Origin of the sequence: Bacillus sp. L75 (assembly GCF_003676355.1) — a bacterium.
GTDB lineage: Bacteria > Bacillota > Bacilli > Bacillales > Bacillaceae > Bacillus > Bacillus velezensis.
On the sequence record NZ_ML064917.1, the window covers coordinates 1 to 26,479 of the forward strand.

General features: G+C 46.3%; 28 protein-coding genes. 5 read left to right on the forward strand and 23 right to left on the reverse strand.

Going from position 1 to position 26,479, the window contains the following annotated elements; genetic code table 11:
• Nucleotides 1-48: 48 nt before the first annotated feature.
• The 4 genes from D5S11_RS17720 to D5S11_RS17735 form a co-directional block, all read right to left on the reverse strand.
• Nucleotides 49-1,587, reverse strand: a complete 1,539-nt coding sequence (locus D5S11_RS17720; RefSeq protein ID WP_007408451.1) for a bifunctional GNAT family N-acetyltransferase/carbon-nitrogen hydrolase family protein — start codon at nucleotides 1,585-1,587, stop codon at nucleotides 49-51.
• On the reverse strand, nucleotides 1,580-2,269 hold the full coding sequence (locus tag D5S11_RS17725; RefSeq protein WP_007408450.1) for an HAD family hydrolase: 690 nt from the start codon (nucleotides 2,267-2,269) through the stop codon (nucleotides 1,580-1,582). The genes D5S11_RS17720 and D5S11_RS17725 overlap by 8 nt, the downstream gene beginning before the upstream one ends.
• Nucleotides 2,270-2,396: 127 nt before the next feature.
• On the reverse strand, nucleotides 2,397-2,819 hold the full coding sequence (locus D5S11_RS17730) for a CBS domain-containing protein (protein ID WP_007408449.1): 423 nt from the start codon (nucleotides 2,817-2,819) through the stop codon (nucleotides 2,397-2,399).
• 130 nt (nucleotides 2,820-2,949) lie between these two features.
• The gene (locus tag D5S11_RS17735; protein ID WP_032868282.1) at nucleotides 2,950-3,345 is read right to left on the reverse strand and encodes a DUF5365 family protein; all 396 of its coding nucleotides are present in this window, start codon (nucleotides 3,343-3,345) and stop codon (nucleotides 2,950-2,952) included.
• A gap of 109 nt (nucleotides 3,346-3,454) precedes the next feature.
• Here D5S11_RS17735 and D5S11_RS17740 point away from each other — a divergent pair, with 109 nt between their 5' ends.
• Nucleotides 3,455-4,363 (forward strand): RluA family pseudouridine synthase, encoded by a 909-nt coding sequence (locus D5S11_RS17740; RefSeq protein ID WP_108725079.1) that lies wholly within the window; start codon nucleotides 3,455-3,457, stop codon nucleotides 4,361-4,363.
• On the opposite strand, the gene D5S11_RS17745 is transcribed toward D5S11_RS17740, so the two are convergent.
• Complete coding sequence (locus D5S11_RS17745; RefSeq protein ID WP_031378431.1) at nucleotides 4,360-4,956, reverse strand: class D sortase; 597 nt, start codon at nucleotides 4,954-4,956, stop codon at nucleotides 4,360-4,362. The genes D5S11_RS17740 and D5S11_RS17745 overlap by 4 nt on opposite strands.
• The gene (locus D5S11_RS17750; RefSeq protein WP_108725080.1) at nucleotides 4,953-6,995 is read right to left on the reverse strand and encodes a 5'-nucleotidase C-terminal domain-containing protein; all 2,043 of its coding nucleotides are present in this window, start codon (nucleotides 6,993-6,995) and stop codon (nucleotides 4,953-4,955) included. Before D5S11_RS17750 ends, D5S11_RS17745 begins: the two co-directional genes overlap by 4 nt.
• 192 nt (nucleotides 6,996-7,187) lie before the next feature.
• Between D5S11_RS17750 and D5S11_RS17755 the strand changes: the two genes are divergently transcribed.
• Nucleotides 7,188-7,850 carry a spore coat protein gene (locus D5S11_RS17755; RefSeq protein WP_020955559.1) on the forward strand — a complete coding sequence of 221 codons (663 nt, stop codon included), beginning with the start codon at nucleotides 7,188-7,190 and terminating at the stop codon, nucleotides 7,848-7,850.
• On the opposite strand, the gene D5S11_RS17760 is transcribed toward D5S11_RS17755, so the two are convergent.
• Nucleotides 7,851-8,753 carry a hypothetical protein gene (locus tag D5S11_RS17760; protein WP_047936396.1) on the reverse strand — a complete coding sequence of 301 codons (903 nt, stop codon included), beginning with the start codon at nucleotides 8,751-8,753 and terminating at the stop codon, nucleotides 7,851-7,853. It lies immediately after the preceding gene.
• A 120-nt stretch (nucleotides 8,754-8,873) separates the two neighbouring features.
• Complete coding sequence (locus tag D5S11_RS17765) at nucleotides 8,874-9,413, reverse strand: YhcN/YlaJ family sporulation lipoprotein (protein WP_047935520.1); 540 nt, start codon at nucleotides 9,411-9,413, stop codon at nucleotides 8,874-8,876.
• 144 nt (nucleotides 9,414-9,557) lie between these two features.
• Here D5S11_RS17765 and D5S11_RS17770 point away from each other — a divergent pair, with 144 nt between their 5' ends.
• On the forward strand, nucleotides 9,558-10,136 hold the full coding sequence (locus tag D5S11_RS17770; RefSeq protein WP_039062840.1) for a hypothetical protein: 579 nt from the start codon (nucleotides 9,558-9,560) through the stop codon (nucleotides 10,134-10,136).
• Between the two features lie 103 nt (nucleotides 10,137-10,239).
• On the opposite strand, the gene D5S11_RS17775 is transcribed toward D5S11_RS17770, so the two are convergent.
• The gene (locus D5S11_RS17775) at nucleotides 10,240-11,631 is read right to left on the reverse strand and encodes an L-cystine transporter (protein WP_007408442.1); all 1,392 of its coding nucleotides are present in this window, start codon (nucleotides 11,629-11,631) and stop codon (nucleotides 10,240-10,242) included.
• Nucleotides 11,632-11,782: 151 nt separating this feature from the next.
• Here D5S11_RS17775 and D5S11_RS17780 point away from each other — a divergent pair, with 151 nt between their 5' ends.
• Entirely contained in the window at nucleotides 11,783-12,862 is a 1,080-nt protein-coding gene (locus tag D5S11_RS17780) for a GGDEF domain-containing protein (RefSeq protein WP_015239460.1), read from the forward strand.
• Nucleotides 12,863-12,878: 16 nt separating this feature from the next.
• Here D5S11_RS17780 and D5S11_RS17785 read toward each other — a convergent pair whose 3' ends face one another.
• The gene (locus tag D5S11_RS17785; RefSeq protein ID WP_020955557.1) at nucleotides 12,879-13,709 is read right to left on the reverse strand and encodes a MetQ/NlpA family ABC transporter substrate-binding protein; all 831 of its coding nucleotides are present in this window, start codon (nucleotides 13,707-13,709) and stop codon (nucleotides 12,879-12,881) included.
• Between the two features lie 382 nt (nucleotides 13,710-14,091).
• Here D5S11_RS17785 and cspB point away from each other — a divergent pair, with 382 nt between their 5' ends.
• Complete coding sequence (gene cspB / locus D5S11_RS17795) at nucleotides 14,092-14,292, forward strand: cold shock-like protein CspB (protein WP_003155376.1); 201 nt, start codon at nucleotides 14,092-14,094, stop codon at nucleotides 14,290-14,292.
• A gap of 91 nt (nucleotides 14,293-14,383) precedes the next feature.
• On the opposite strand, the gene D5S11_RS17800 is transcribed toward cspB, so the two are convergent.
• The 13 genes from D5S11_RS17800 to D5S11_RS17865 all read right to left on the reverse strand — a co-directional run bounded on the left by D5S11_RS17800 (nucleotide 14,384) and on the right by D5S11_RS17865 (nucleotide 26,479).
• Nucleotides 14,384-15,331 carry an ABC transporter permease gene (locus D5S11_RS17800; RefSeq protein WP_020955556.1) on the reverse strand — a complete coding sequence of 316 codons (948 nt, stop codon included), beginning with the start codon at nucleotides 15,329-15,331 and terminating at the stop codon, nucleotides 14,384-14,386.
• On the reverse strand, nucleotides 15,324-16,241 hold the full coding sequence (locus D5S11_RS17805) for an ABC transporter ATP-binding protein (RefSeq protein ID WP_020955555.1): 918 nt from the start codon (nucleotides 16,239-16,241) through the stop codon (nucleotides 15,324-15,326). Before D5S11_RS17805 ends, D5S11_RS17800 begins: the two co-directional genes overlap by 8 nt.
• Nucleotides 16,242-16,958: an ATP-binding cassette domain-containing protein gene (locus D5S11_RS17810; RefSeq protein WP_032868270.1), complete on the reverse strand. Its 717-nt coding sequence runs from the start codon at nucleotides 16,956-16,958 to the stop codon at nucleotides 16,242-16,244.
• Nucleotides 16,948-17,325 carry a GntR family transcriptional regulator gene (locus D5S11_RS17815; RefSeq protein WP_007408436.1) on the reverse strand — a complete coding sequence of 126 codons (378 nt, stop codon included), beginning with the start codon at nucleotides 17,323-17,325 and terminating at the stop codon, nucleotides 16,948-16,950. Before D5S11_RS17815 ends, D5S11_RS17810 begins: the two co-directional genes overlap by 11 nt.
• Before the next feature lie 2 nt (nucleotides 17,326-17,327).
• The gene (locus D5S11_RS17820; RefSeq protein WP_012117148.1) at nucleotides 17,328-18,095 is read right to left on the reverse strand and encodes a hypothetical protein; all 768 of its coding nucleotides are present in this window, start codon (nucleotides 18,093-18,095) and stop codon (nucleotides 17,328-17,330) included.
• Between the two features lie 119 nt (nucleotides 18,096-18,214).
• Entirely contained in the window at nucleotides 18,215-18,586 is a 372-nt protein-coding gene (locus D5S11_RS17825) for a hypothetical protein (protein WP_003155385.1), read from the reverse strand.
• 12 nt (nucleotides 18,587-18,598) lie between these two features.
• Nucleotides 18,599-19,132, reverse strand: a complete 534-nt coding sequence (locus tag D5S11_RS17830) for an NAD(P)H-dependent oxidoreductase (RefSeq protein WP_003155386.1) — start codon at nucleotides 19,130-19,132, stop codon at nucleotides 18,599-18,601.
• Nucleotides 19,133-19,156: 24 nt separating this feature from the next.
• Nucleotides 19,157-20,752 (reverse strand): MFS transporter, encoded by a 1,596-nt coding sequence (locus D5S11_RS17835; RefSeq protein WP_003155387.1) that lies wholly within the window; start codon nucleotides 20,750-20,752, stop codon nucleotides 19,157-19,159.
• A gap of 40 nt (nucleotides 20,753-20,792) precedes the next feature.
• Nucleotides 20,793-21,458, reverse strand: a complete 666-nt coding sequence (locus D5S11_RS17840; RefSeq protein WP_007610259.1) for an HlyD family secretion protein — start codon at nucleotides 21,456-21,458, stop codon at nucleotides 20,793-20,795.
• A 36-nt stretch (nucleotides 21,459-21,494) separates the two neighbouring features.
• Nucleotides 21,495-21,959 carry a MarR family transcriptional regulator gene (locus tag D5S11_RS17845; protein ID WP_003155389.1) on the reverse strand — a complete coding sequence of 155 codons (465 nt, stop codon included), beginning with the start codon at nucleotides 21,957-21,959 and terminating at the stop codon, nucleotides 21,495-21,497.
• 180 nt (nucleotides 21,960-22,139) lie between these two features.
• Nucleotides 22,140-23,324: a sporulation protein YhbH gene (yhbH, locus tag D5S11_RS17850; RefSeq protein ID WP_007408433.1), complete on the reverse strand. Its 1,185-nt coding sequence runs from the start codon at nucleotides 23,322-23,324 to the stop codon at nucleotides 22,140-22,142.
• A 190-nt stretch (nucleotides 23,325-23,514) separates the two neighbouring features.
• Complete coding sequence (gene prkA, locus D5S11_RS17860; RefSeq protein WP_003155391.1) at nucleotides 23,515-25,410, reverse strand: serine/threonine protein kinase PrkA; 1,896 nt, start codon at nucleotides 25,408-25,410, stop codon at nucleotides 23,515-23,517.
• Nucleotides 25,411-25,768: 358 nt separating this feature from the next.
• Complete coding sequence (locus tag D5S11_RS17865) at nucleotides 25,769-26,479, reverse strand: hypothetical protein (RefSeq protein WP_020953952.1); 711 nt, start codon at nucleotides 26,477-26,479, stop codon at nucleotides 25,769-25,771.

Here is a 26,479-nt window from a genome sequence, read left to right on the forward strand (position 1 = left end):
TGTCTCATCTTATGGGGTCAGTCCCCTTAAGCGGAGCGGGCGTTTTTTTTATTTCAGATGCGTAATCCGGTAAATGTCTTTGCGCCGGTCTTTCAGCTGGCGCACGGTTCCGTTTTCACGCTGCCTTCTTAAGATTTCAAGGTCCACGTCCCCGATCACGACCATTTCGATATTCGGATTCGTTTCACCGACGATTCCGTCTCTGGCAAATTCAAAATCAGACGGAGCAAAAATGGCTGACTGCGCGTATTGAATATCCATATTTTCTGTTTGCGGCAGGTTTCCGACCGTACCTGAGATGACGGTGTAAATTTGGTTTTCAACCGCTCGCGCCTGAGAGCAGTACCTTACGCGCAAGTAGCCTTGGCGGTCTTCAGTGCAGAACGGCGTAAAGATAATTTTCGCCCCTTGATCCGCGGCAATTCTCGCAAGCTCCGGAAATTCGATATCGTAACAGATCTGAATGGCGATCTTTCCGCAGTCCGTATCAAATACGCGCACCCTGTCTCCGGCGCTGATGCCCCACCATTTCCGCTCATTCGGCGTAATGTGAAGCTTATATTGTTTTTCAATCGTGCCGTCACGTCTGAATAAGTACGCGATGTTATAAATTTTCCCCTCTTCTTCAACGAAGTGGGAGCCGCCGATGATGTTGACGTTATATTTCACCGCGAGATCTGTAAAGAGGCTGATATAGTCCTCGGTATATTCGGTAATCCTCTGAATGGCCAGACTCGGAGAACGCTCCTCGAGGAAAGACATGAGCTGCGTCGTGAAAATCTCCGGGAACACTGCGAAATCAGATCTCGCATCGGAAGCCACATCGACATAATATTCAACCTGATTGGCAAATTCCTCGAAGGAGTAAATCTTTTTCATTTCATATTGAATGACGCAGATGCGCACCGGAAATGCCGATTTGTAATAGCGCTTCGATTGCGGCAGGTAATCGACATTGTTCCATTGCATTAATGTCGCATATTTAATGGACGCGGTGTCATCCGGGAGATAATTCGGATTGATCCGCATGAGCGTAAATCCGTTCATCAGCTGGAAAGAAAGCACCGGATCATAAATCTGATGGCGCGTCACCTGTTCGACATAAGCTCTCGCCGTCATTTCTTCCGCATACTTATGATAATTCGGAATCCGCCCGCCGATAATGATGCTTTTCAGATTCAATCGTCTCGCCAAGTCTTTTCTCGCCTCATACAGCCGGTGTCCGATTTTCATCCGTCTGTATTCCGGGTGAACCATTACCTCAATCCCGTACAGATTCAATCCGTCCGGGTTGTGGTTCGTGATATAACCGTCGTCTGTAATGTCCTGCCACGTGTGGCGGTCATCATATTCATCGAAATTGATGATCAGGCTTGAGCATGAACCGATAATTTCCCCTTCATACTCGGCGCAAAACTGACCTTCCGGAAAGTGCGCGAGATGGCTGATTAAATGCTCAGGCTCCCACGGCTCCATCCCCGGAAAACAATCCTTTTGCAGCTCAATAATTTTGTTGATATCTTTCTCTTCCATATTCCGGATGACCATTTTCTTTTCAAAACGGGTCAGATCAAGTTTCTCAGACAATGCTGCTTCCCCCTGCCGTTTCGTTTTGATCGTTCAATCGCTGTAAGAGTAATTCAAGTTCCATTTCCGCCATCGATTCCAGTCTGTGATCGTATTCTTCAAATAACAGGGCGCTTGTTACCTTATTCGGGACGATGACACATTTCATGCCGGCCCGTTTGGCTGCGATTGAGCCGTTGACCGAATCCTCAAAGGCCAGACATTCAGATGGTTCAACGCCTAAATGTTCCGCAGCTTTCAGATAGAGCTCCGGATTCGGCTTCACTTCTTCTACGTCGTCAGCCGTCTGAATCACTTCAAATTCATCAAACAGGCCTAATTCCTTCAGATGGCCCGATACCCATTTAAAATCTGAGCTGGACGCGAGCCCCACTTTCAATCCTAATTCTTTTGCCGCGGCTAAATAAGCCTCCACCCCGGGACGCGCCGTTTCCGTCTTCATCCGCTGTTCGAAGCGCCCGCGCCTGATCGCCGTCAGTTCATCATGATCGAGCTTTCTTCCCAGCTGCTCCTCTAAATATGCGAACGGCTTAAACCCCGCGGCCGTTCCGATCACCTTTCCCCAGACGGATAAAGGCAATGTTGAACCGTGTTCTTCAAACATTTCCTGCAGCACTTCATATTCATGGGTTTCTGTATCTAAAATTAACCCGTCAAAATCAAAGATTAATGCTTTTATCAATGGTTACAGCTCCTTTAGCTAAACGTACTGACCTATGTATACACTATACCGTGAATTTCTTTCGCGTTCAAAATGTAACATTCTCACGGAAAGAAGAGCCTGCATGAGTGCAAGCTCTCTTCATCCGTTACTGTGTGTTTTGACTGGAAATATTGGAAAGAGCTGCTCCCGCAGACTCATTTGAACGCTGATCGACCGCTAAGTCTCCAAGCGCAACGATCCCGACCAGATGATTTTGATCGACAATGGGAAGGCGGCGGATTTGGTGTTGGGCCATCAGATGTGACGCCTCTTCAAGACTCATTTCCGGGTTTCCGGATACAACTGCAGAAGACATCACGTGTGAAACAGGTGTTTGGCCGTCGCGGCCTTGAGCCGTTGTTCTCAATGCGATATCACGGTCTGTCAGCATTCCTTTTAATTCCCCTCCGTCAACGACGGGAATTGCTCCGACATTATGCTGGTGCATCAGCGCAGCCGCTTCCTGAATCGTTTGATTGGGAGAAACGGTAGCCACGTGGGTAGTCATTGATTGTTTGATTGAACTCATTGTAAAGCACCCCTTTCGACATTTATTATGCTCGGGGATTTGTCTCATTATAAAGGGAGTTAGAGGAAAGAAATTGTGGTATCATGTCAAGGAAGCAAAAAAGAGCCTGTTAAAAGGCTCTTTATACCCGTCAGATCAGCCTTCTGTGACCGCAGGCATCTGATCCGGCCCCTGTCTCGAAATCATCATAGGTAAAGGGAAAATTCATTCCGCATTCATTCAGCAAAGCGCAATTTTTATCAAACAGCGCCCGCTCTTTGACGTCATATACCGGGTGCGGCTTTGACAGCATGATATGTACCGTTTGCAGACAAGCCATAATTTGAAACGCTTCTTTTAAAGTTCCTTGGTAACGTTGGTTTTGTAATGATAATACGCCCCTTTTTTTAAAGCGCTGAATTTCCAGTTCGGAGAAATAAAGAGGAAAGACATTTTGAAACAATTCAGAGGAAAGCTCTTGTATCGCGCTTTCTTGTCCGTCAGTCGCTGCGTTCACAATTCTCACATCAATCACCTTTCTTGCCATGTGAATATCCTTAATCTTTATCAAGAATAGCATAGAAAAAAACGCGAAAGCTAAGGTAAGTGTTTCCTATTGAAACAGCCGCTTTCCGCTTGAAAAGGAGCTTTATGATATGAAACAAAATGACCGCGGTCTGGAACTCCTGATTACGGAAAAGCACGCCGGACAATGGCTGTTTTCAGTCCTGAAATCTGAATTCCAGGCGTCAAAACCCGTAATTACGGAATGGATGAACCAAGAAAGCATTCAGGTGAATCGAACATCCCCGAAAAACAACATCATACTGAAAAACGGAGATCGCTTATTCATTGATCTTCAGGAAAAAACGGGTTCTTCGGTGACTCCGGAATACGGAGAGCCGGACATTTTATTTGAGGACAATCATATGCTGATTGCAAATAAGCCGGCGGGAATGCCGACTCATCCAAATGAAGAGGGTCAGACCGGCACCCTCAGCAACCTGATCGCTTACCATTTTCAAATCAACGGCGAGCAGGCGAAAGTGCGCCACGTTCACCGTCTTGACCGTGACACGTCAGGCGCGGTCGTTTTCGCGAAACACCGCCTGGCCCATGCACTCCTTGACCGTCAGCTCGAAACCAAAACATTAAAACGCACCTATATCGCCGCGGCGGAAGGAAAAGTCACGCCGAAAAAAGGCACGGTTGACTCGCCGATCGGCCGCGACAGGTCACATTCCGTCAGACGGCGCGTCTCATCCGGCGGACAAGCCGCCGTCACCCATTACAAAGTGAAAGGCTATCATCCCGGTGCGCAGCTTACATTGGCAGAGCTTGAACTGGAAACCGGGAGAACACATCAAATCAGGGTGCATATGGCAAGCATCGGCCATCCGTTGGCGGGCGATGACCTGTACGGCGGAAGCAGGACGCTGTTTCACAGGCAGGCGCTTCACGCAAAAAAAGTCAGTGTCGTCCATCCGATCTCAGGAGAAGAAATCGTTGCCGAGGCGCCGATGCCGGCTGATCTGGCTCATTTTACCGAAACGTATTTTTCTTAAACAGGGTCGGCATATATAATATATCGTTTCGGCGCATTTCCAATGTAAGAAAACGGATAGCAAGTGGTCAGGATCAGTTCCTCCCGCTTGTGCTGAAGGGTGATGACAGATGTATCATCCCGGCTGACGATTTTTGTACGGCTGATTTTATAAGAAAACGTGCCGTAAGACAAAATCACGTTCAGTCTGTCTCCTTTTTTCAGTTCGCCGGTCCGGCGGAACACCGTGTCCCTGTGGCCGGATAACACAATTTGGCCGTGATCGCCCGGATAATAGCTGTCCTTATAATGTCCGACGCCTTTTGCTAAATCATCTGCGTCAGTCCCTTCCACGATCGGGAGCTCAGCGTCGATTTCAGGGATTTCTAAAATGCCGCTTGCCTCACCCGTTTCGGGGTGAAATTCTTTTTTGCGCTGTGTCAGCACAGCGCTTTTTGTTTCGTTCTTTTCCAAGACAGGTTCTGTTGCTTTTTTTGCTTCTTCAAGCGAATGGTTCGTTTTCATATGTGAATCAATGATCTTCCAGCTTCCGTAACATGTGATGATGATACCGGCGATGATGACGAAAAGCGGAATAAGTTTCAGTTTGTTCATCGTGTGCGGGTTCCCCTTTTCTTTCTGAAAAGCCAATATACGCCGGCACCCGTGATCACCAGACCGGCCAATGCCGTCTGATGGCTGCCCGCTGAAGTATCAGGCAATGGGCGGCCTTTTTGTGTGCCGCTTTCAGTCTGTTTTGTGCTTTGTTCCGAATTTGCGGCAGACGCCGGACGGGATTCGGGAATTGACTCCACTGTATCAGATGCTGTTTCTTTTACGACAGGACGTTCAGGTTTTTTGGTTTGATCAGGCTGTTCTGCTGCATCCGGTTTTTCCGCTTGAGGTTTTTCTCCTTTATCAGGCCTGGTACCGCCCGGTGTTTCCCCGCTTCCCGGCTGATTGCCGGTGTCATCAGGTGTTTCGGCGGCTGATGCCGTGCGGATGCGGCCGTCGGTTTGATAAGAAATCGGTGCGGAAAAGCTTTTGACATAGTCTACTGTCGCTTCCAAATCCTCAGGCCCCGTCACCGGATTCTTGCCGAGTTTCCCGATCGGACCGTATTTTGCCCCCGCTGCCGTTGCCATAAATTGATTGACTGTTACTGTATATCCTTTTTCGGGCTGTATGTCTGTCCCGTCCGCCATCTTCATATCAACCGCTTGTCCGGTTTCCGGGTTCCATGTATAGGAAAATCCGCTGATGCTGTAATCCGGACCGTACACCGGAGAAATTTGCGCGTTAATGATCTCCCGCAAATCTTTTCCTTTGATTTCAAGCTTCGTCAGCACATTGCCGAACGGCTGTACATTATAAAGGTCTCCCCATGTAATCGGCCCTTTTTTTATGCCGTCCCGGATGCCTCCCCCATTCATAAGCGCAAAATCGGATTTCATCTTCTCTTTCATACCGTCGGCAATCAGATTTCCGAGCGCCGTGTCGCCGTCATTTGAATACCCGCCCGTTATATCATGAGCCGCTTCCCCGACCGCTTCGCTGATAATCGGTTTCACTTTCTCTTCATATTTGCTTAATATGCCTGCCGCAGCCGGGTCAGGCTTGATTTTACTTTGATCGATATATTGGATTTCCGCTGATTTTTTCACGATATCCTTCGACTCTTTATCAAGTTCAAGATCGGCGATTCCGATTGCTTTTCCGTATTCAAATGCCTGCACGATCAGCTTGCCGTCGATTTCTCCGTTTACGACTTTATGATTGTGCGCGGCGAAAATCACATCAATCTCTGAGTCTGTTCCGCTTGCAAGCTTTGCGGATTCTCCCGTGATGGCTGAGCCATTTTGTTCAGCAGACATATGGGCGAGCACGGCGATTGCTTTAATTCCTTTTTTCTTCAGGTCAGCGGCGGCGTCATTGACGGCCTTTACCTCATCCGTAAACGTAATATTTTTAATTCCGTCCGGGATGACCATGCCTGCCGCCGATCTGGTTACAACCCCGATAAATGCGACCGGAATTCCGGAAACGTATTTAATTTCATACGGCGGCAGAAAGGACTCCCCTGACTTCAGTTTACAGTTGGCGCAGACGAGCGGGAAATTTTGGCCGTCATAACCGCTTGTCCCCTTACCGTCCGGATGATCTCCTCCATTGATGATCCGTTTAAGCTCATTCGTTCCTTCATCGAATTCGTGATTGCCGACAGTTCCGACATCAAAACCGATGTCTTCCATCAATTCTACTGTCGGTTCATCCTGAAAAAGGGCTGACACGGGAGAGCTGCCCCCGATCATATCGCCCGCATGCACGACAAAGGCGTGTTCTTTCTCGGCTTTCGCCTTTTTAATGTACGCTGCGGCGTAGTCCATCCGCCCGAAAGTGCCATCCGGTTTACCGTCTCCGTTAAGGTCAAGCTCATATTGCTGATCAATTTTTCCGTGCAGATCATTCATACTGATGATTCTGAGCGGGACACGGCCGGAGTCTTCTGTCTGCTGTTCTTTATACGCTTTATCCATTCCAGCTTCATTCAGTGATCCTGCTTGTCCGATTGCTTCCGCATCTTTCACGCTGAACATCATAAAACAAACCGTCAGCAAACAGCACGTAAGACGCATACCCCTTTTTTTCTTCATTTATTTCCCCCCTGTCTTCTAAGAAATACGTTAGCTTATTTTCTTAAAAATCACATCACTTTTTTGTAAAGATTGTCTTCACTGGCGCAAAATAGTAAATAATCCCCACGTAACGAAACAGGTCTTGATGTATAACGGATCGGCTTTTTTCACATCTTAATGATGATTTGACATGAAGGAGGAAAACAACCAATGGAACAGCAGCAGAATCAGCAGCAGCCAGTAAATCAGGGGATCCCGGGTTCACCGCAAGTGAATCACGGAGGACATGAGCTTTTCGATATGCATGAAGTGCTGGCCGGAACAGTCGGCGTTTTGGATCAATTTATGATGCTCAGACAGTTTATACAGGATCAGCAGCTGGCCGACATCCTTGACCGCCAGTATCAATTCATTCTCGGACTCTATAATCTGACGGCAGAATGCTTTAAGACCGGCCAAAAGCCTTCTCAGGAAACGTCGACATATATGATGAAGGAACAGAACCAGGCCGTCTACGGTATAAAACCGACTCAGCCGAAAAAACCGAATCAATCATTAAATGATGTCAAAGATCTCGGGATCAGCGGCCATATGCTCGGCCTGATTAAAGCTCAAGCTTCTCTCTTGACGATGAGCTCGCTTGAAATGACCAATCCCGTCACTAGAAGAGTGCTCTCCGCCCAAATTCAGCAATATGTCGAAATGGCGTATGAAATCTTCTTATACCAAAACAAACACGGTTATTATCAGGTTCCTCAGCTCAATGCACAAGATATGCAGACCATGCTGAATTCATTTGCACCGGCCCAGGGACAGCCGCAAATGCCTCCGATTAAAGGACAAATGGGACAGCAGCAGCAAAACCTCCATTGATTAAAAAACGGCGTTGGAAACCTGACTCTCCAACGCCGTTTTCTTTTTTTCATATGCTTTTGTGAAATCATGTTCAAATCGTTTCAGGCTTTCTTTCGTAGCCGCTTCAAAGCCTTTTTCAAAATCCTGTGTTTCGGCGGTTTTATTGATAATGGTTAAGATAATGCCTTCTCCGAATGTGTCGGTTAAGTCCTTTATCATATAGAAGCTTTGCAAATAGACATCCGTTTCATATTCCATACGCGATTTCTGCCATTTTCGGTCGGTCGTTAATTGATCAAACGGCACGACGGAAAATGCAATCGGATCAATGACTACATCATAATGCGCGACCCACTCGCTCAGCCCCTCATGAAACCAAAGCGGAAATACAGACGTATCCGTCCCCAATTGCCGCGTTTTTTGATGAAACGCGTAGTGTGTATATTCATGTATAATCAATTGCTTATACATGAAAACGGCCAGCTCATCTTTTTTCAAAAGCTTTTTTTTCTCTTCAGGCAAAAGCCCCATCATCTGCTCCTGTTCTGAATAAAAACCGACTACATTTTTCAATCCTGAATATTGCTCCATTTCAGCTTCATCCGAAAAGAAAATGAGTTCAAGCGGCGCTGCACCTTTATAGCCGACAATGATTTGATTGATACGCTTTGCGTGGTCCAGCGTAAGCTTGGTCAGATCCAAGAGCGGCTTTTCATCCGCCGTATAGTAAATCGCTGTATGTTTGTAAATTTCTTTATTCATGTGTTCAGTCACTTGTTCCTTCGTCGGAACAGAGCGGCTGTTTTGGCCTGACAGGACGTACATCATACTTACTGAAACGGCTGAACTGACAGCCAATATGACAAGGACTCCGCACAGGATCAGAGTGAATGCCGCCCGTTTCCCCATGCCGTCACGCAAACAAGCTCCCCTCCCCGATCCTTTCATTTTCATCTCATTCTTTACTTTATGCTCAGGAGCGCTGGGTCGTGACGGCAGATAAAATAAAAAAGCCGCAGCAAATGCGGCTTTTCCATTCATTTATTTATTGGGGTTTGGGAATACACGCTGCACCATTTGGCCGAATTCATCAAACAGACCGGATACAGGATGTCCGTTTTGGATTCGTTTTCCGTAGCCTTGCATGCGTTCAACGAAGTCCGGGTTCGCTGATACATATACAGTCCGGACATGTTTATCGGCTGATTTCACCTTATCGGTAATCTTATTTTTTAAATGGTTGGCGATGGCGCCTTTTTGCCCGTTTGTCAAAACAACGGCAACATATGCGCTGTTTCCGGCAACGATCACAGTCGCATTTTTAACCTCTTTTAAATCAGTCACCTTGTCGGCGGCTTTATCAGCCACTCTCAGGTTACGATTGTCATTGTGATCGTTGTTTTGGTTATGACGGTTCACTGTATTCATATTTGTCGCACCGTCGTTAGGCGTGTTGCGGTAATTTACATTCTGGGTGCGGTTGTCATTTCGTTTTCCTTCTCCTTGGTTCCCCATACTGCACCCTGCGGTAATCAGCATCGGCAGAAGAAGGGCAGAGATAACTGCTTGTTTTTTTATCATGTGAATTCCTCCTTTCTCACTTTACGTATAGGTTTTTCTATTCGGCGGGATTTATGCACGCCGTTTGCATTCTGAGCGGTTTGGATAAATATCAGAAGGAAAGGGAAAGGTAAGCGTAATCAATTGAATGAGGAGGGATTTAACTTGTTCAGAAAAAAAAGCGGCATCAGCCCGACAGCGCTGCTGATCGGATCATCGATTCTGATTGCAGCTTTATCACCCGAAATCCGCCGGAAAATCTCCGGAATGGTTTCAGGCAGAATGCAGCATAAAGATGGCACACACTCCATGCAGCCTGTTGACCTGATTCAACAGGCGTTCGGCGGGGAATCCGGCGGACAGCAGCACGCAGACAAAGCCCGGCATTCACAAACCGGCTCATTGCAGCCTGCCGAGCTGATCAAACAAGCTTTCGGCGGGGAATCCGGCGGACAGCAGCACACGGACAAAGCCCGGCATTCACAAACCGGCTCATTGCAGCCTGCCGAGCTGATCAAACAGGCGTTCGGCGGGGAATCCGGCGGACAGCAGCATGAGCAGACTTCCCGCAATCACGCCGGCTCATCCCATACGGACGGACAGGCAGACCGCAGCCGCAGTAAAGAAACTTCGCCGAAGCCTCACTATACCGAGCCGATTCACTTTGAAGAAAGCGCGGTAAATGTTTTAAATGACAGCACCGTGATGAATATGCTGGAAGAAATTGAACCCGGAAATCATTAGAAACGAAAAAATCCTTCATTCGTTCAACGATGAAGGATTTTTCGTTTTAGCGCTTTATCTCATATTTTTCTATAAGAGAATGAACCATCGATCTGCTTTTTTGTTAAGCTTCTTCAGCTTCAATGACGATTGTGGAATCATTGTATACCGCGGTATCGGTTTCCTTCGTCATTTTACTTGTTAACAGCCCTGCGGTCATACTGCCGCTGACATTTAAGGCGGTGCGCCCCATGTCAATTAACGGCTCAATTGAGATGAGCAGCCCGGCAAGCGCCACAGGCATGTTCAAAGCGGATAGGACGAGCAGAGCCGCAAATGTCGCGCCGCCTCCCACGCCTGCTACACCGAATGAACTGATTGCCACGATGGCGATGACGGAAATGATAAATCCCGGTTCAAACGGGTTTTGCCCCACTGTCGGCGCAATCATCATCGCGAGCATCGCCGGATAAATGCCGGCACAGCCGTTTTGACCGATCGATAAGCCGAATGAACCGGCGAAGTTTGCAATGCCTTCCGGTACGCCCATGCTTTTTTGTGTTTTAATATTGAGCGGCAAAGCCCCTGCGCTTGAACGGGACGTAAACGCAAACACCATAACCGGAAATGCTTTTTTCACGTATGTGATCGGATTTAAACCGCTGAACGTGATCAGCAGCAAGTGAATGATAAACATGGCGATAAGCGCGGCGTATGAAGCGATCACAAACATCCCCAGTTTCGCAATGCTGTCGATGTCGCTTGTCGCGATCGTTTTGGTCATAATCGCCAATACCCCGTAAGGCGTCAGTCTTAAAATTAATGTCACGACGCGCATAATAATCGCGTAAACCGCATCGACAATTCCGCTGAATGTCGCTGCGTGCTCCGGCTGCTTCCGTTTCACGCCCAGAAAAGCGATGCCGAGGAAAGCGGCGAAAATAACGACTCCGATGGTGGAAGTCGGTCTGGCTCCCGTGAAATCAAGAAACGGATTCCCCGGCAGAAGCTCAACGATTTGCTGAGGCAGCGTTTTGGCCGTCATATCCTCAGATTTTTGCTGCAGCTCCTGACCCCTTGATAACTCAGTGCTCCCCTGGTCGATATGAACGGCTTTCAGATCAAAGGAAAGCGCCGAAACAATTCCGACTGCCGCGGCAATTGCTGTCGTAGCAATCAAAATTCCGATGATCAGTCCGCTGATTTTCCCGATGTTATGGGTCAGTTTCAGCTTCGTAAATGCGCCGAGAATAGAAATAAAGACTAGCGGCATGACGATCATCTGAAGCAATTTGACATAACCGCCGCCGGCGATATTAAACCAATCGGCCGTTTGTGTCACGACATGTGAGGCCGGCCCGTAAATCAATTGCAGCGCAAAACCGAATACAATGCCTAATCCGAGTGCGGTAAAGACACGTTTAGAAAAGGAAACGTGTTTTTTTTGCATCACAAACAGACCTGCTATAAACAAAAACAAAATAAAAACATGTAAGATTACAAATAAATTCTCCAAAACAGGTAAACACTCCCTTGCTCATTATCCTTAAACACTATATTACATCAATTCCGATCGGTCAAGTAAGAATTGACAATATATGTATTTTTATTGATTTTTCTCTTTTCTTTCCATCCTTTCTTTAGTAACTTATATAAGGGTGATTGTTATGCTGAAGGAACTGTTTCTTAATTTGACGATTTTAATCACATTTAATTATCTCTTCACCGTTCTTTTTAAAGAGTCGCTTTCACATAAAGAAGACCGTCCGATGTTTCAATTACTGAAGGGGACGGTCTGCGGGCTTTTAGGGGTTTTTCTGATTGCTTTCGGCTTTTCTTACTCCGATTCCATCATTGATCTCAGAAATATCCCCATTATCATTGCCGCTCTTTACGGAGGCTGGGTGTCTACAGCAGCTGCCTTTATCATTATCGTGGCAGGCCGTATCCTGATCAATTTCAATGCCAGCGCCATTTATTCTATCGCCGCAGTCGGCATGATTGCGATACTTTCTGTGGCCGTATTCAGAGGAAAAAAGCCGAATCACAAAAATGCGTTCGTTATGCTGCTCTTTTCAAATGTTATTATCACCCTGACGCTGTTGTTACTTATGCCTGAACAGCCTGCCGGGGCCCTCGTTTATTTTTGGCTCATTTCTACCTTGGGCGGAATGCTGTCGCTGTATATCATTAAACACGAAGCCGATGCCCGCCTTTTGTTCAAGCAATACAAGTTTCAAGCGAATTATGATTTTCTGACGGGGATTTTTAATAAGAGAAAATTCGAGGAAGTCTCGCGCGTTCTGTACGATCGGGCGTCTCAATCCCCCTCGTCTCAGCTCGCGCTTATTTATTTGGATATTGATCACTTTAAGCAGATCAATGACCAATACGGCCATTATGAAGGGGACCAAGTGCTGAAGGAACTGGGGGCGCGCCTGAGGTTCTTACTCAGCAGTTCTGATCCGTCAGCCCGCATCGGCGGGGAAGAATTTGCCGTGCTTATGCCCAATTGCACGTATACAAAAGGGCTTCACCTCGCAGAAGAAATCAGGCACACGATTGACGCGAACCCGATTCTGCTGACGAGCGGAGATACAATTCCCGTGACCGTTTCCCTCGGCATCGCGCATTATCCGACAAATACATCGGATCCTCAGACATTGCCCCTGATCGCGGACCGGATGCTGTACAAAGCGAAAACATCAGGGCGCAATCAAGTGTGCAGCACTGAAAAAAAAGAATGATCGCCCGAAGAGGAAATCATTCTTTCTTTTCAGTGAGAAAGCCGCCCCTCAGGAAAACAGGAATCAGGCTGCCCTCATATTCTTTTTCAATAAACGCCGCGGTATCATCTGATTGATACAAAGACAGGAGTTTTTGCATCCGTTCATCATCTTTATCCTCAGCCCTGACGGCGACCAGATGAATATACGCTTCCTTCATTTGCGCCGATCGGATCAGCGCGTCCTTCTCCGCATGAAATCCTGCTCTTTTCGCCTCGCTTTGACTGAGAACTGCTGCGTCAGCATGTTCCGCCGCCTGATATGCGTTCTTTTTTGTTTCCGTTTTTAAGGTCAGATGCTTCGGGTTGTCCTTGATCATATCAGTTGAACCCGTACCGGTGAATCCCTTTTTCAATGTCATCAGTCCGGCCTCCTGCATGAGAAAAAGCGCCCTGCCGAAGGCCGCCGCTTCACCAGGCACGGCAATGACCGCTCCGTCCGGTATATCCTCCAGCCGTTTATGTTGCTTGGAATACACCCCCAGCGATGCCGCATATGTCGTTCCTAAAGGAGCCAGCTTCTTTTTCACATGAGGCGGCAAAGATTGAAAATAAGAAACGGATTGAAACGCATTGGCATCGAGATCCCCGCCCGCAAGTGCCAAATCGGCCTCGGCATAATCCGAAAACATTACCAAAGAAAGCTGCAATCCTTCCTCACCGGCTTTTTTCGCGACAAACTCCCAGATCGATTGATCAGATCCATTGATTCCGATAGTAATTGTCCGGTTCCCGTCAGGATAATGGCATGAAGTAAGTGACATGATCAAAATGAAAAGAAACAGACTGTTTATAAGCCGCAGATTCAAGTTGACCTACTCCCTATCTATTTTTATGTACAGAAGCTGCACCATGGTATTCGGGCTCATGATTACATACAATACCGATTAAAAAAAGGGTTGTCAATTGCTTCCTTAAGAGGCTGCAAAGCGATTTTTCTCAGCTGAAAATGGGCTGTTCTAGTCTCAAATCAGATTTCCGTATCAGAGCGTTCTCCTCTTAAAACATGTTATTTCGAAAAAAGTTACATTTAGCAGTTGTTTTTTCTTCGAATTACTGGTAGAGTAAAGGTAATTATTTTTGTTCGAACTATCTTTAAGAAGAAAGTTTTGTAAGAGTTTTCGTCTTGGAAGTTTGTTTTAGAGCAAGAATAGTGAATTTAAGCGTTATGTCGCTTTAGGAGGAAATTTCATGTTAGAAGGTAAAGTAAAATGGTTCAACTCTGAAAAAGGATTCGGATTCATCGAAGTAGAAGGTCAAGACGATGTATTCGTTCACTTCTCTGCTATTCAAGGCGAAGGCTTCAAAACTTTAGAAGAAGGCCAATCTGTTTCTTTCGAAATCGTTGAAGGAAACCGCGGACCACAAGCTGCTAACGTAACAAAAGCATAAATTGTTTAAAAACCCTGCCGGTGTACGCCGGCAGGGTTTTTTTCATCTAAAACGAAAAGCTGTTTTGCAAAGGCAAAACAGCTTTTTTATATCAGGTGGCAATATCGCGTTTTAAGAAGACGCCGAATGCGAGCGCCAGAAAAATAACGAAGTAAATCACAAGCATCACAACCGAAAATGTCATCGTCATCCCCTCTACTAAAGGAGTCCCGTTCATATATTGCGACAAATCCGTATTGGCGAATAAAATATATTTGGTCCATTCAAATTTCGTAGCAAGAAATACAGTCGCCGTGTTTCCCATAACCAATAGAAAAATAGAAAATCCGACCGCTAATGAGCTGTTCCGGAATACCGCAGACAGCATAAACGCCATCGTCGCAAGCATAAAAGCGGAGACAGATTCATAGATATATGTTTTAGCGAGGAAGGCGATGATATTTTGCTCAAAAACATGGCCGTCTTTGTATACGAGATGAACATCAGCCGCAGTATCTCCCCCTGTACCGAAAAAGACCAATCCCAACAGAGCGGAGCCGGCAAATAAAATCACAAGCATCAGCAGTCCGAACAGCAGCACCGTCATATATTTAGATAGCAAAATCTGAAAACGGCTGAGCGGACGGATAGCAAGCAGCTTGATCGTGCCCCAGTTGAACTCATTCGCCACAATGCCTGCGGCAATGATAATCGTAAACAGCCCGGTCAAAACAGTCATCATCGAAGAATCAGCTACGTATGACCACACTGTATACCCTTTATCCTCAGGGATGTTATGATCCATACGGTATTGATTTATCGCGACATTCTGTTTCAGGTTATCAATGAGAGTCTGATTTCCGGTTTCCTTCATCTGCTGTTTCATTTCTTTGTTTTCGGCCTGGAGCTCCTGTTTCCAATTCGGATTGGCTTCGCTCGAGGTGAAATGGTTTGACAGAAGCGCAAAACCGATCATCGAAACGCCTAAAATTACAATCATAGCCCATGTGCCGACGCGGCTGAAAATTTTTATCCATTCATTATAGATCAGCTTAAACATATTGAACCTCCTCTTTCGTCCCGCCGGTAATCTCCAAGAAACGGTCTTCCAAAGATTTTGTCATGATTTTCACTTCATATAAGCGGATGTTTTCACGGACGAGCAGTGAAATCACATCAGGTACTTCCTGTTTTGACAGCCTGATCTCAATGCCGTTTGTCTTCTTCACACAGTCAAACTGACTCAGAACGGCAAGAGCCTCTTCTCTTTGTTCAAGATGGAAGAAGTATGTATCTTTATCCTCTTTTCCTTCATCCCTTACTTTTTGAATATCGACAAGCTCCCCTTTTTGCAGAATGCCGATTCGGTCGCACATTAACTCCATTTCTGACAGCAGATGGCTTGAGACGATGACAGCCATTCCTTTTTCACGTGTCAGCTTTTTCAGATGGTCCCTGATTTCCCTGATGCCCGCGGGATCAAGGCCGTTTGTCGGTTCATCCAGAATCAGCACCTTAGGATTATGCAGCAGGCTTTGGGCGAGGCCGAGACGCTGTCTCATTCCGAGAGAGTAGGTTTTTACTTTGTCATGTATTCTGTCCTGCAACCCGACGAGCTCGATGACCTCATCTATTTTTTCTTTCGTAACGCCTTTTACCATCCTTGCGTACTGCTGTAAATTTTTATAACCGCTCAGGAATTTGTACAGCTCCGGGTTTTCCACGATGGCTCCGACGTGCCTGACCGCTTTTGCATAGTTTTTCGTAATGGATTCCCCGCAGATTACGATGTCTCCCTGAGACAGTTTCATTAATCCGACCATCATTCTGATCGTAGTGGTTTTCCCCGCTCCGTTCGGCCCTAGAAACCCAAACACTTCGCCCGCCCGGACGGAGAAGCTCAGATCATGAATAATCGTTCGTCCTTTTATCGTTTTCTTTACCTGTTGCAGTTCTAATACCGTTTCCAATTAGAATCCCCCTTCTATTTCGTGCGCCTGCATGGCGCTTCTGTACCATTGCAGCACGGACATTCCTTCCTGTTCCCGAATTTCTTCGACCTCGCGCCGTTCAGCGATTTTCCCTTTTATGAAAACCATCACTTCGTCTAACAGCGTCTCAATCTCGCCGATCTCATGCGTGGCGATGACGACAATCTGGCTGTCAAAATCAATATAAGATACGAGACTGTTGACAATCGATTCTCTGACCGCCGGATCAAGACCTGAAAACGGCTCATCCAGCAGAATGACGGATGCTTTTCTCGACAGGGTCAAAACGATTTTCAGCCTGCCCCGGCTGCCTTTGGACAGCTCTTTTATCTTCTGCTTCGCTGAAAGATTCATTTCCGTTAATAGGTTATGTGCTTTTTCCAGCTGAAAATCCGGGAATTGCGAATGATAAAATGTGAGCATATCACCGACGGTCGTCCGGGCGAAAAACATATCATGTTCGGTTAAATAAGCCGTACGAAACAGCATGTTCCTGCTTACTGCGCAGTCTCCGATCCGGACGGCGCCCGAGGTCGGGAACGCAAGCCCGGCAAGCATTTTAAGCGTTGTTGATTTACCGCTTCCGTTCGGCCCTAAAATTCCGTAGATTTTACCCGGAGACAATGAAAATGATACATCGCTGACCGCGAGCCTGCGGCCGTATTTTTTTGTTACGCCTTCAAAATCAAGATTCATCGTTTCCTTCCTCCGCATATTGTTTGATCCCGTCGATCATTTCCTCAGGAGATAACCCCAGCTCCGCCATTTCCTGAATAAAGCGTTTGAAAACGTCTTTAGTCAGCCTGTCTTTCAGCTCCGCTTTCAGATCGGACCTTTCCGCTATAAAGGTTCCCTGTCCTCTTCTCGTCTCCACGATCCCCAGCCTTTCCATTTCACTGTACGTTCTTTGTATCGTATTCGGATTCACTTTCATCTGTACGGCCATCTCCCTTACGGACGGCAGTTTGTCCCCCGGTGAAAGCTCACTTCGGATCAGCCGGTAATATACACGATCGGCAATCTGCAGATAAATCGGCTTGGATGACTGAAATTCATTCTCCATCATCACACCTCAACCTTTCGATTCAGCAGCATAGAGGCCAGCGCGAGACAGAGCGCCGCAAGCACGATCACTGCCAGGAAGCTGAAAAGCGAGATGTGGACGGCCTTCAGCTCCACCGTCCAGCCGGTCAATTTTGTATAATGAAAATCAAAATCCGCATACACTTTTACCGGCCATAAATCATGTTGAGATGAAGTGAATGGCGTAATGATTTTATCGTCAATATAGGTCCAGACAAACGCAAGCACGATGCAGATCACCCACCGGAGGACGGGAACATGTTTTAATGAGTGAAAAACAGTCCAAAAGACGGCCACGATCACAGATAAATACGCTGAACTGATCAGCAGGTAAGCATTCAGTCCGGTTAATGTGCCGGCCAGGGGAATGGTGTGTTCCAGCGCTCCTTTTGCAGAAAGCATCCGGTACATCCAAATGCCGTAACCGGTCAGCGCCAGCTGCCCGATCAACTGATACAGCAGTGAGGCCGTCAGCTTGGAAGCCAGCAGATAAAATCCTCCATTCGGATTGTAAAGCCACAGCTGATTTTTTCCTTCTTTATGAAGGTGATAGTACATAAAAAGCGGCGCTACAAGAAATTGAAAAAACCCCATTGCCGTAAAAAAGCCGAAAATGACGAGCGGTTCTTTCTGACGGGCAGCGATGACGTGGGCTGCAAACGCCCAGCAAATCATGCCGCAAAGCCACACCGCAAGCCAAATCCATGAAACTTTCGCATCTTTTTTCAGCAAACCTAAAAACGATGTCATTCTTTCTCTCTCCATTCGGATCAAGTGTATGAGTAACATAGTACACTAGATCATCATGTATTACAATATCTTCAATAAAAAAAAGACAAATCCGCTCTTACGCAGATTTGCCTTTTCAATTACTTCTTTTTGTTTTTTAAGGAGAGCAGCGCATCACGATAGCTGCTATCCTGCATTTTGCCGCCGCTATCAGGATCGTTTGGTTCCTGATCCGTCTCAGAAGTCTTAAACTTCTGAAGCGCCTGACGGTACACATCATCGCCCATTGTATTCTTTTTCTCACGGGGAGATTCAGATTTTACAACGACGGGAGCATGCTCGGCTGAGCGCTCCTCGGCCGGATCATGCTTTTCCGGCTGTTCGGCTGTAGTGCCGATCGCTTCTCTCTTTTCTTCTTTGACATCCTGTCCTGCAGAAGTGCTGCGGACATTGAATGTGATAAGAAGTGCAATCACAATGACAGCAGCAATAACCGCTATAATAATGGCCATATAACCCTCTCCTTACTGTCGTCCGGCAGTTAGATTACCTGTGACTTGGCTGACACGTCTGCCAAGCGCACGGCCTAATTGAAGGCCTTCTTCCGTCATCAGCACATCGCTGTCAACCGGGCATGTGACGCCCGCACCGTAGTAAGAGCCGTACAGCGCGTTTTCAGGAACGTTGCCGGGAAGTCCGACAACAATCATGCCTTGGTGAAACATAGGAGTGATCAGATTGTGCATTGTCATTTCTAATCCGCCATGTGTTGTCGCCGTCGTACAGAATACGGCGCCGACTTTATCAATCAGCTCGCCTTCAGCCCACAGATAGCCGAGTCTGTCGATCCACGCTTTTAAGCCTGAACTGATGGTGCCAAAGTGTCCCGGGCATCCCCAGATAATGGCATCCATGTCTTTCAGCTTGCGGATGTCTGCTTGATCGACATGATCGATCAGGACTTCAGCCTCAGCGTTTTCTCGTGCTCCTTCGGCAATGGCTTCAGCAAGGTGTTTTGTATGTTCGCCTTCACTATCGTACACTACGTAAATTTTCATTCAGGAAACCTCCCATTCAGATGATTAAGATTCCTTCACTTCTTTAGGGGCCGGAAGCAATGACAGCTCCTCTTTTTTCTTCGCCCGCTGTTTGTCTTTCCGTACGTCACGCAAGAACAGGCTCAGGACTACGCCGATAACCGCAAAGATCGTCGCCCACATAAACGCGTCATTAATCCCCATAACGTTGGAATTAAGTGAAGCTGTTTTGTAGAGATAAGAATAAACGGTTTGTTTCGCCGCATCAAGCGACATGTTCATGTTGACCATTAAATTCGAAACCGCGCTTTGGAACGATTGCATGAAGCTTGGATCAGCCGTGCTCGTTTTATCCGCAATCTGCGAATAGTGCATTGTCGTACGGTTCGTATAAATCGTTGTGATCAAACTTGTTCCGATTGAACCGCTGATCTGGCGGAGCGTGTTGCTCATCGCCGTGCCGTGGCTGTTCAACCGTGCCGGAAGCTGGTTCATTCCGGCTGTCATAACAGGCATCATTAACAGTGACATACCGAATGCGCGGATGGCATAGACAAGCATAATGTGCGTGTAAGGTGTGTCAATTGTCAATTTTGTGTACTGGAATGTCGTTGCGACCGTGATGACCAGCCCGATAATCGCAAGCGGTCTTGGACCGATTTTGTCAAACAGAATACCGGAAATCGGCGACATGATCAGCATGACAATCGCGCCCGGCAATAGCAAGAGGCCCGATTGCAGCGCCGTAAAGCCGACTAAGTTCTGCAGGTAAATTGGAAGCAGGAACATTCCTGTGTAAAGCGCAACGGTAATAATGATGTTAATCACACTGGAAAGTGAGAAAATATCATATTTAAATACCCGGAAGTCGAGCATCGGTTTTTCAGAGCGCAATTGCTGAATGACAAACGCGGCAATCGCGATGACACCGACAATGACGGTAGACAGCACGATCGGATCTCCCCAGCCGTCGCTGCCCGCTTCACTGACTCCGTAAAGCAATGAGGCAAATCCGACAATGGATAGAATCGCACCCAAGCTGTCGAGTTTGATTTTTTGCGGTTCCACCAAGTTCTTAAAGAGGAAGAACGCTATGATAATAACGATTGCCCCGATCGGAACAAGACCGTAGAACATAATGCGCCATGTGTAATGCTCGATGATCCAGCCGGAAAGAGTCGGTCCGACCGCCGGAGCAAACATCATCGCAAGACCGAAAATCCCCATTCCTTTCCCCCTGCTTTCAGGCGGGAAGATAAGCAGAATGGTTGTCATGACCAGCGGCTGCAGGATACCGCCGCCGACCGCCTGAATTAACCGGCCGATCAGCATGGTTGAGAAGTTAGGCGCGATTCCGCAGACTAACGTTCCCGCTGTAAAACAGAACATGGCTACGAGAAAGAGGCTCCTCTGTCCGAACCGGGTAATTAAGAACGCAGATAACGGAATCAAAACACCATTGACCAGCATGTATCCGGTCGTAAGCCACTGAATCGTCGTCGCACTCACACCGAACTCGGTCATTAAGTGCGGCATCGCCACGTTAAGAAGCGTTTGGTTCAAGATCGCCAGGAATAACCCGGCCATAAGCACAATAAGCAATGTTTTAGGACTTTTTACTTGATTATCTGATTTAGCCACCTAAGACAACCTCCCTTCATGGTTTGATGACTGATCTGTATTATTCAGAGATTTTTACAGATGCGTTCATACCAGGAAGCACCTTGTCAGATGGGTTGCTGAGTGAAATTTTAACAGGAACTTTTTGCGTTACTTTTGTGTAGTTGCCGCTTGAGTTTGAAGAAGGCAGCATATCAAATGTTGAATTTGTCGCATAACCGATTTCTTCTACTGTTCCGTCAAATGTTGTATTAGGGTCGCCGTCAACAATTACGTCTACTTTGTTTCCTACTTCAATGTCTCTAATGTCTGTTTCTTTAATGTTTGCAGTGATGTAAAGGTGTTTCATGTCAATTTCCTGGGCAATTGTCGTACCGGCTTGCACCATTTGGCCGTTTTTCACTTCGTTTTTCACGATTGTTCCATCCATGATGGCTTTTACGTCAGCATTTTGCTGTCCTTTGATTTTTGCAACAACGTCGTTTTTGCTTACTTCTTTCCCCTCATCAAGGTTCCAGTCAGTTACTTTACCCGCAGCAGGAGCTGTGATAGCAGCCATGTCGCCGGCAACTTTTGCTTCATCGGTTTTTACATAGTGTGTGCTTTGATAATAGTAGTAAGCACCTCCGCCTATAATTGCAAGAACAACAATCAAACCGATAATGTTGGTCAGAATTAAACGTCCTCTGTTCATTTTGTTTTCTCCTTTCGTTTCTTCCTCTATCATTTTGTGGAATGATGATAAAAATATGTGGGGATTTTTTTATTTTCCGTTTTTCACTGCACAGCCGTTTGCAAGCTTCGTTAAACTTTCCGCAAGCTTGCGCAGGTACTGCAGTTCAGCGGTATTGAGCTGCCGGTATAAGACCGCCGCTTTTTCGGCATATTGAACAGCAGCTTTCTTTAGAAGTTCTTCCCCCTCTTCGGTTAACTGAATCATAACAACACGCCGGTCGTCGTGATAGTCGCTCCGAACCATTAGGCGGCGCTTATACAGAATATCGGTCATTCTCGTGACAGACGCCGGTTTCAGATCAAGCGACAAAGCCAGCCTTGAAAGCTGCGTGCTTTTGCTCTTATGTATTTTGAACATCAGCAGATACTGCAGCACTGTAATATCAAAAGGTTCAAGAACTGTCTCCAGAATCATTTTCTGCTTTTTGTAAATCGATCTGGAAGTATCAAACAGTTGTTCAAAACTGAGCAAAGCGAGCTCTGATTCAATCACCGTATTTTCACCTCATTCCCTTAATAATAGTTCACAAGATAAAATATTAATAAATGAAAGAAGGTTTGTAAAGAGAAAAGTTTCATTTTTTAAGGATTTTTTTTATGCCGTTTTTTCTCTTTATTTTTAATTTAAAAAAGCCGGGTGAAGAACCGCGGCCGCACGATTCTTCACTCGGCTTTATATTTCATACGATGCTTTGCTTACACCGGCTTCCTCATTTTTAAAAAAGCTTTTCAGCGCTTGAAATACGTCTGATTTCTGTTTCAGGATGTAGTATTTAAATTTATCATCTTTGACATTTTTATAGGCGGACATGAGGGTGGAATGCCTGTTATATTGATTGACCTCACCGTAACAGAACAGATTCGATTTTTTCATGATGTCATTGACGAGCTTTACGCACCGGGCGTTATCCGAAGTCAGGTTATCTCCGTCTGAAAAATGAAAGGGATAGATATTGTAGCGGGCGGGGTCATATTTTTCATCAATTAATTCAAGAGACTTCCGGTAAACGGAGGAACAGATGGTGCCCCCGCTCTCCCCTTTCGAGAAAAAATCTTCTTCCGACACGACCTTCGCTTCCGTATGGTGGGCGATAAATTCGATATCAACCGTTTCATACTTTGTCCGTAAAAATCGTGTCATCCAAAAAAAGAAGCTCCTCGCCATATACTTTTCCCATACGCCCATCGAACCGCTTGTATCCATCATCGCTAAAACGACAGCTTTCGATTCCGGCTTCGTCACATCATTCCATGTTTTGTATTTCAGATCTTCCGGATAAATAGGGTAAAACGACGGCTTGCCTGTCATGGCGTTTCGTTTATAGGCCGACAGCATCGTCCTTTTCTTATCGATATTCCCTGTCAGCCCGGTTTTCCGGATATCATTGAACTCGATATCGGTATGGACGATATTGTCCCTTTCCTTTTGCTGCAGATTCGGCAGTTCTAATTCCTGAAACAGCGCTTCTTCCAGATCCATTAATGAAACTTCCGCTTCATAATAATCCTCGCCTGCCTGATCGCCGGCTCCCTGGCCTTTTCCAGCCCCTTGCTTTTTATCTGCGCCGTCTCTTGCGACGACATCGCCGACTTCGCTGTCGCCGTCGCCTTGGCCGACATGTTTATTTTTATCATAGTTATAACGGATTTTATATTCATCAAGCGAACGAATCGGGATTTTCACGACATCTTTTCCGTTGGACATAATAATGCTTTCCTCAGTGACAAGATCCGGAAGGTTGTTTTTTATCGCTTCCTGTACTTTCTTTTGGTGGCGCTGCTGGTCGTCAAAGCCTTTGCGATGGAGGGACCAGTCTTCCTCTGAAATCAAAAAATTTCCGCTGTCATTACGGGACATGAATTCCCCTCCTTAACCGTTATGGTCGTTTTACATGTGTATTCCGGCTTGGTCCTGTTTATGAAACAAGTCCGGCGAAAAGATTTATTTTTATCTTATGCCGGCCGGACTCTCCAATTGACAAACAATTGCGAAAAACAGACAAAAGAACCCGTCCTTTTACAGACGGGCCTCTCAATGAAATCAAACATCAGCGGTTTAACAAGCTTCCGACATATTTCAGCAGTTCATTAGCGCTTGTCGAATTATAGCCGTGTTCATCTATTAACCTTGCCACTACCTCATTGACCTTTTTAAGCTGCTGTTCATCCGGCGTTTTGGTGGAGGTCGTAATTTTCACTACATCTTTTAAGTCTGCGAACAGCTTTTTCTGAATCGCTTCGCGGAGCCTTTCGTGCGAATTATAGTCAAAGCGTTTTCCTTTTCTTGCATAGGCGGATATGCGGATTAAAATTTCTTCGCGGAACGCTTTTTTCGCGTTTTCTGAAATGCCGATCTGCTCTTCAATGGATCTCATCAGTTTTTCGTCAGGATTCATTTCTTCACCCGTCAGCGGATCGCGGAGCTTATTTTTATTGCAGTACGCTTCCACATTATCTAAATAATTGTCCATGAGAGTTTTCGCGGATTCTTCATATGAATAGACGAACGCCTTCTGCACTTCTTTTTTAGCGATGTCATCGTACTCTTTCCTGGCGGCGGAAATAAAATTCATATACCGCTCTTTGTCCTCGGCGGAGATGGACGGATGCTGGTCAAGTCCTTCTTTTAAGGAACGCAGCACGTCAAGCGAATTGATCGATTCCATATTTTTTCTGATAATTGTTGAGGAAATGCGGTTGATGACATAGCGCGGGTCAATTCCGCTCATTCCTTCATCATGGAATTCCTTCTTCATATCCTCAAGATCAACGGAATTGTAACCTTCAACGCTTTCTCCGTCATAGAGCCTCATTTTTTTGACGAGATCAATATCAGAGCGGTTCGGTTCCTTCAGCCGGGTCAAAATAGAAAACATCGCGGCCACTTTTAATGTATGGGGGGCGATGTGTACGTCAGAAACATCACTTTCAGAAATCATTTTTTCATAAATCCGTTCTTCCTCTGACACCTTTAAATTATAAGGAACAGGCATCACGATGATCCTGGAGTGAAGGGCTTCATTTTTCTTATTGGCAATAAACGAGCGGTACTCCGTTTCGTTCGTATGCGCAACAACCAATTCGTCGGCTGAGATGAGCGCAAACCGTCCGGCTTTGAAATTCCCTTCCTGCGTGAGTGACAGAAGGTGCCACAGAAATTTTTCATCGCATTTCAGCATTTCCTGAAACTCCATCATTCCGCGGTTCGCTTTATTTAATTCACCGTCAAACCGATAAGCGCGCGGATCTGATTCTGATCCGTATTCGGCAATTGTTGAAAAATCAATACTCCCCGTCAAGTCGGCGATATCCTGTGATTTCGGGTCAGACGGGCTGAAGGTTCCGATTCCGGTACGTTTATCCTCCGAGAAGAATATACGTTCAACCTTTACATCCTCAATTCTGCCGCCGTATTCTTCTTCAAGCCGCATGACATTAAGCGGAGAAAGGCTGCCCTCAATTCTGATGCCGTATTCTCTGTAGAAGTCGTCGCGCAGATGATGGGGAATGAGATGGAGAGGATCTTCATGCATCGGGCAGCCTTTAATGGCGTAAACAGCGCCGTTGTCTGTCAATGAGTAGGCTTCAAGCCCTTTTTTCAGCATGGTGACAAGAGTTGACTTTCCGCCGCTGACGGGTCCCATCAATAGTAAAATCCGTTTTCTTACATCGAGCCGCTTGGCAGCCGGGTGAAAGTATTCCTCCACGAGCCGTTCCAGAGATTCCTCAAGGCCGAACAGCTCCCGCGAGAAAAAGCTGTATGTCTTTTTACCGTCATCCTCCTCGATTCCGCTGTCTTTTATCATATTAAAAACGCGAGAATGAGCAGACTGCGCGACCAATGGATTTTCTTTTATGATCTCCAAATAATCAGCGAACGTCCCTTCCCATTTGAGACGCTGCTCTTCCTCTCTGTACTTTTCAATTTTCTTTAATATATCCATAAGAACCTCCTCTATCATGGTTAATGCACTAGAAATAAGGTACTTTGTTACAATCTATGCGGTGACGTGATAATACATGCTTTTCGTTTCTTAAAAATAAAGACGTTACAAGGCCGTCATTGACAAGGGTCCGGTGCACCGTTCATAATGAAAGAAATACAGTTTCATCCAGACTCGGACATCAAATGGAAAAGCAAAGAGGAGGAGAAATGATGAAAACGATCATTTTACTTGGGGTCATTCTCACTTTTTTAGTATCCATTTTTACGGCGGGTTACGACAGCAAACCTGAAAACAAATAACGGCAAAAGGGTGCTCTTTATGAAGAGCACCCTTTCCTATACAACATAACAATGTTTCATATTTGGATATGTTCTTGGACAGTTGATTTTTCATGAGATTTGCAGCTTGTTTGATACTCGATTTTTTCGATTTTGCAACCCGGGCCGATTTCCACATGTTTCCCTCTGACGATGTCCGCTTCCGTGTATTCGAGATAAATTGCGTCTCCTTCGATCAATTCAGCAGAAAGCGTGCCGGCTTTCCGTTTAAGAAAACCGGGTTTCCGTCTGACGGTGATCGATGTGCCGCCGATTTCTTTCACGCGGCTTCGGTCATAACGCAAATGGATGTTTACGTCCCCCGCGTTTAACAATCCCGCCACATTGATACATCCTGTTACATGAAGCAGCTCCGTCTCGCAATCGCCGCCGACGGTGAGACTGCCTTTTATATGACACTGCTCTCCCGCGGCCCCGCCGCCAATTTCAGCAAGTCCTTTCAGCCTCATCGTGGCGAAACGCACGGAGCCGCCGACTTTCAATGTGCCGATCACATTTGCTGAACGTGCTGATAAATCTCCTGCAACTTCATGCTCTCCGAAAATTTTCAGCCTGTTGATCTCGGCATCTCCGAGAAAAAGTCCCGTACCGAATATCCGGCAGCGTTCGCTTTGAAGTCCTTCGCCGACAGTTCCTTCCCCTTTAATGCTTACATTTTGGTAGGAACCGCCGGAGGCGTGTCCGGCTCCGTACATTTTTAAATGACTCAATTTTTTTGTCGTTTCCAT

Coding starts and splice junctions, on each gene's coding strand:
- cspB (WP_003155376.1), top strand. CDS start 14,092: ATGTTAGAAGGTAAAGTAAAATGGTTCAACTCTGAAAAAGGATTCGGA.
- D5S11_RS17865 (WP_020953952.1), bottom strand. CDS start 26,479: ATGGAAACGACAAAAAAATTGAGTCATTTAAAAATGTACGGAGCCGGA.
- D5S11_RS17800 (WP_020955556.1), bottom strand. CDS start 15,331: ATGTTTAAGCTGATCTATAATGAATGGATAAAAATTTTCAGCCGCGTC.
- D5S11_RS17765 (WP_047935520.1), bottom strand. CDS start 9,413: ATGATAAAAAAACAAGCAGTTATCTCTGCCCTTCTTCTGCCGATGCTG.
- D5S11_RS17830 (WP_003155386.1), bottom strand. CDS start 19,132: ATGAAAATTTACGTAGTGTACGATAGTGAAGGCGAACATACAAAACAC.
- D5S11_RS17815 (WP_007408436.1), bottom strand. CDS start 17,325: ATGGAGAATGAATTTCAGTCATCCAAGCCGATTTATCTGCAGATTGCC.
- prkA (WP_003155391.1), bottom strand. CDS start 25,410: ATGGATATATTAAAGAAAATTGAAAAGTACAGAGAGGAAGAGCAGCGT.
- D5S11_RS17780 (WP_015239460.1), top strand. CDS start 11,783: ATGCTGAAGGAACTGTTTCTTAATTTGACGATTTTAATCACATTTAAT.
- D5S11_RS17755 (WP_020955559.1), top strand. CDS start 7,188: ATGGAACAGCAGCAGAATCAGCAGCAGCCAGTAAATCAGGGGATCCCG.
- D5S11_RS17810 (WP_032868270.1), bottom strand. CDS start 16,958: ATGAATCTTGATTTTGAAGGCGTAACAAAAAAATACGGCCGCAGGCTC.
- D5S11_RS17750 (WP_108725080.1), bottom strand. CDS start 6,995: ATGAAGAAAAAAAGGGGTATGCGTCTTACGTGCTGTTTGCTGACGGTT.
- D5S11_RS17735 (WP_032868282.1), bottom strand. CDS start 3,345: ATGGCAAGAAAGGTGATTGATGTGAGAATTGTGAACGCAGCGACTGAC.
- D5S11_RS17820 (WP_012117148.1), bottom strand. CDS start 18,095: ATGACATCGTTTTTAGGTTTGCTGAAAAAAGATGCGAAAGTTTCATGG.
- D5S11_RS17745 (WP_031378431.1), bottom strand. CDS start 4,956: ATGAACAAACTGAAACTTATTCCGCTTTTCGTCATCATCGCCGGTATC.
- yhbH (WP_007408433.1), bottom strand. CDS start 23,324: ATGTCCCGTAATGACAGCGGAAATTTTTTGATTTCAGAGGAAGACTGG.
- D5S11_RS17825 (WP_003155385.1), bottom strand. CDS start 18,586: ATGGCCATTATTATAGCGGTTATTGCTGCTGTCATTGTGATTGCACTT.
- D5S11_RS17740 (WP_108725079.1), top strand. CDS start 3,455: ATGAAACAAAATGACCGCGGTCTGGAACTCCTGATTACGGAAAAGCAC.
- D5S11_RS17730 (WP_007408449.1), bottom strand. CDS start 2,819: ATGAGTTCAATCAAACAATCAATGACTACCCACGTGGCTACCGTTTCT.
- D5S11_RS17840 (WP_007610259.1), bottom strand. CDS start 21,458: ATGATAGAGGAAGAAACGAAAGGAGAAAACAAAATGAACAGAGGACGT.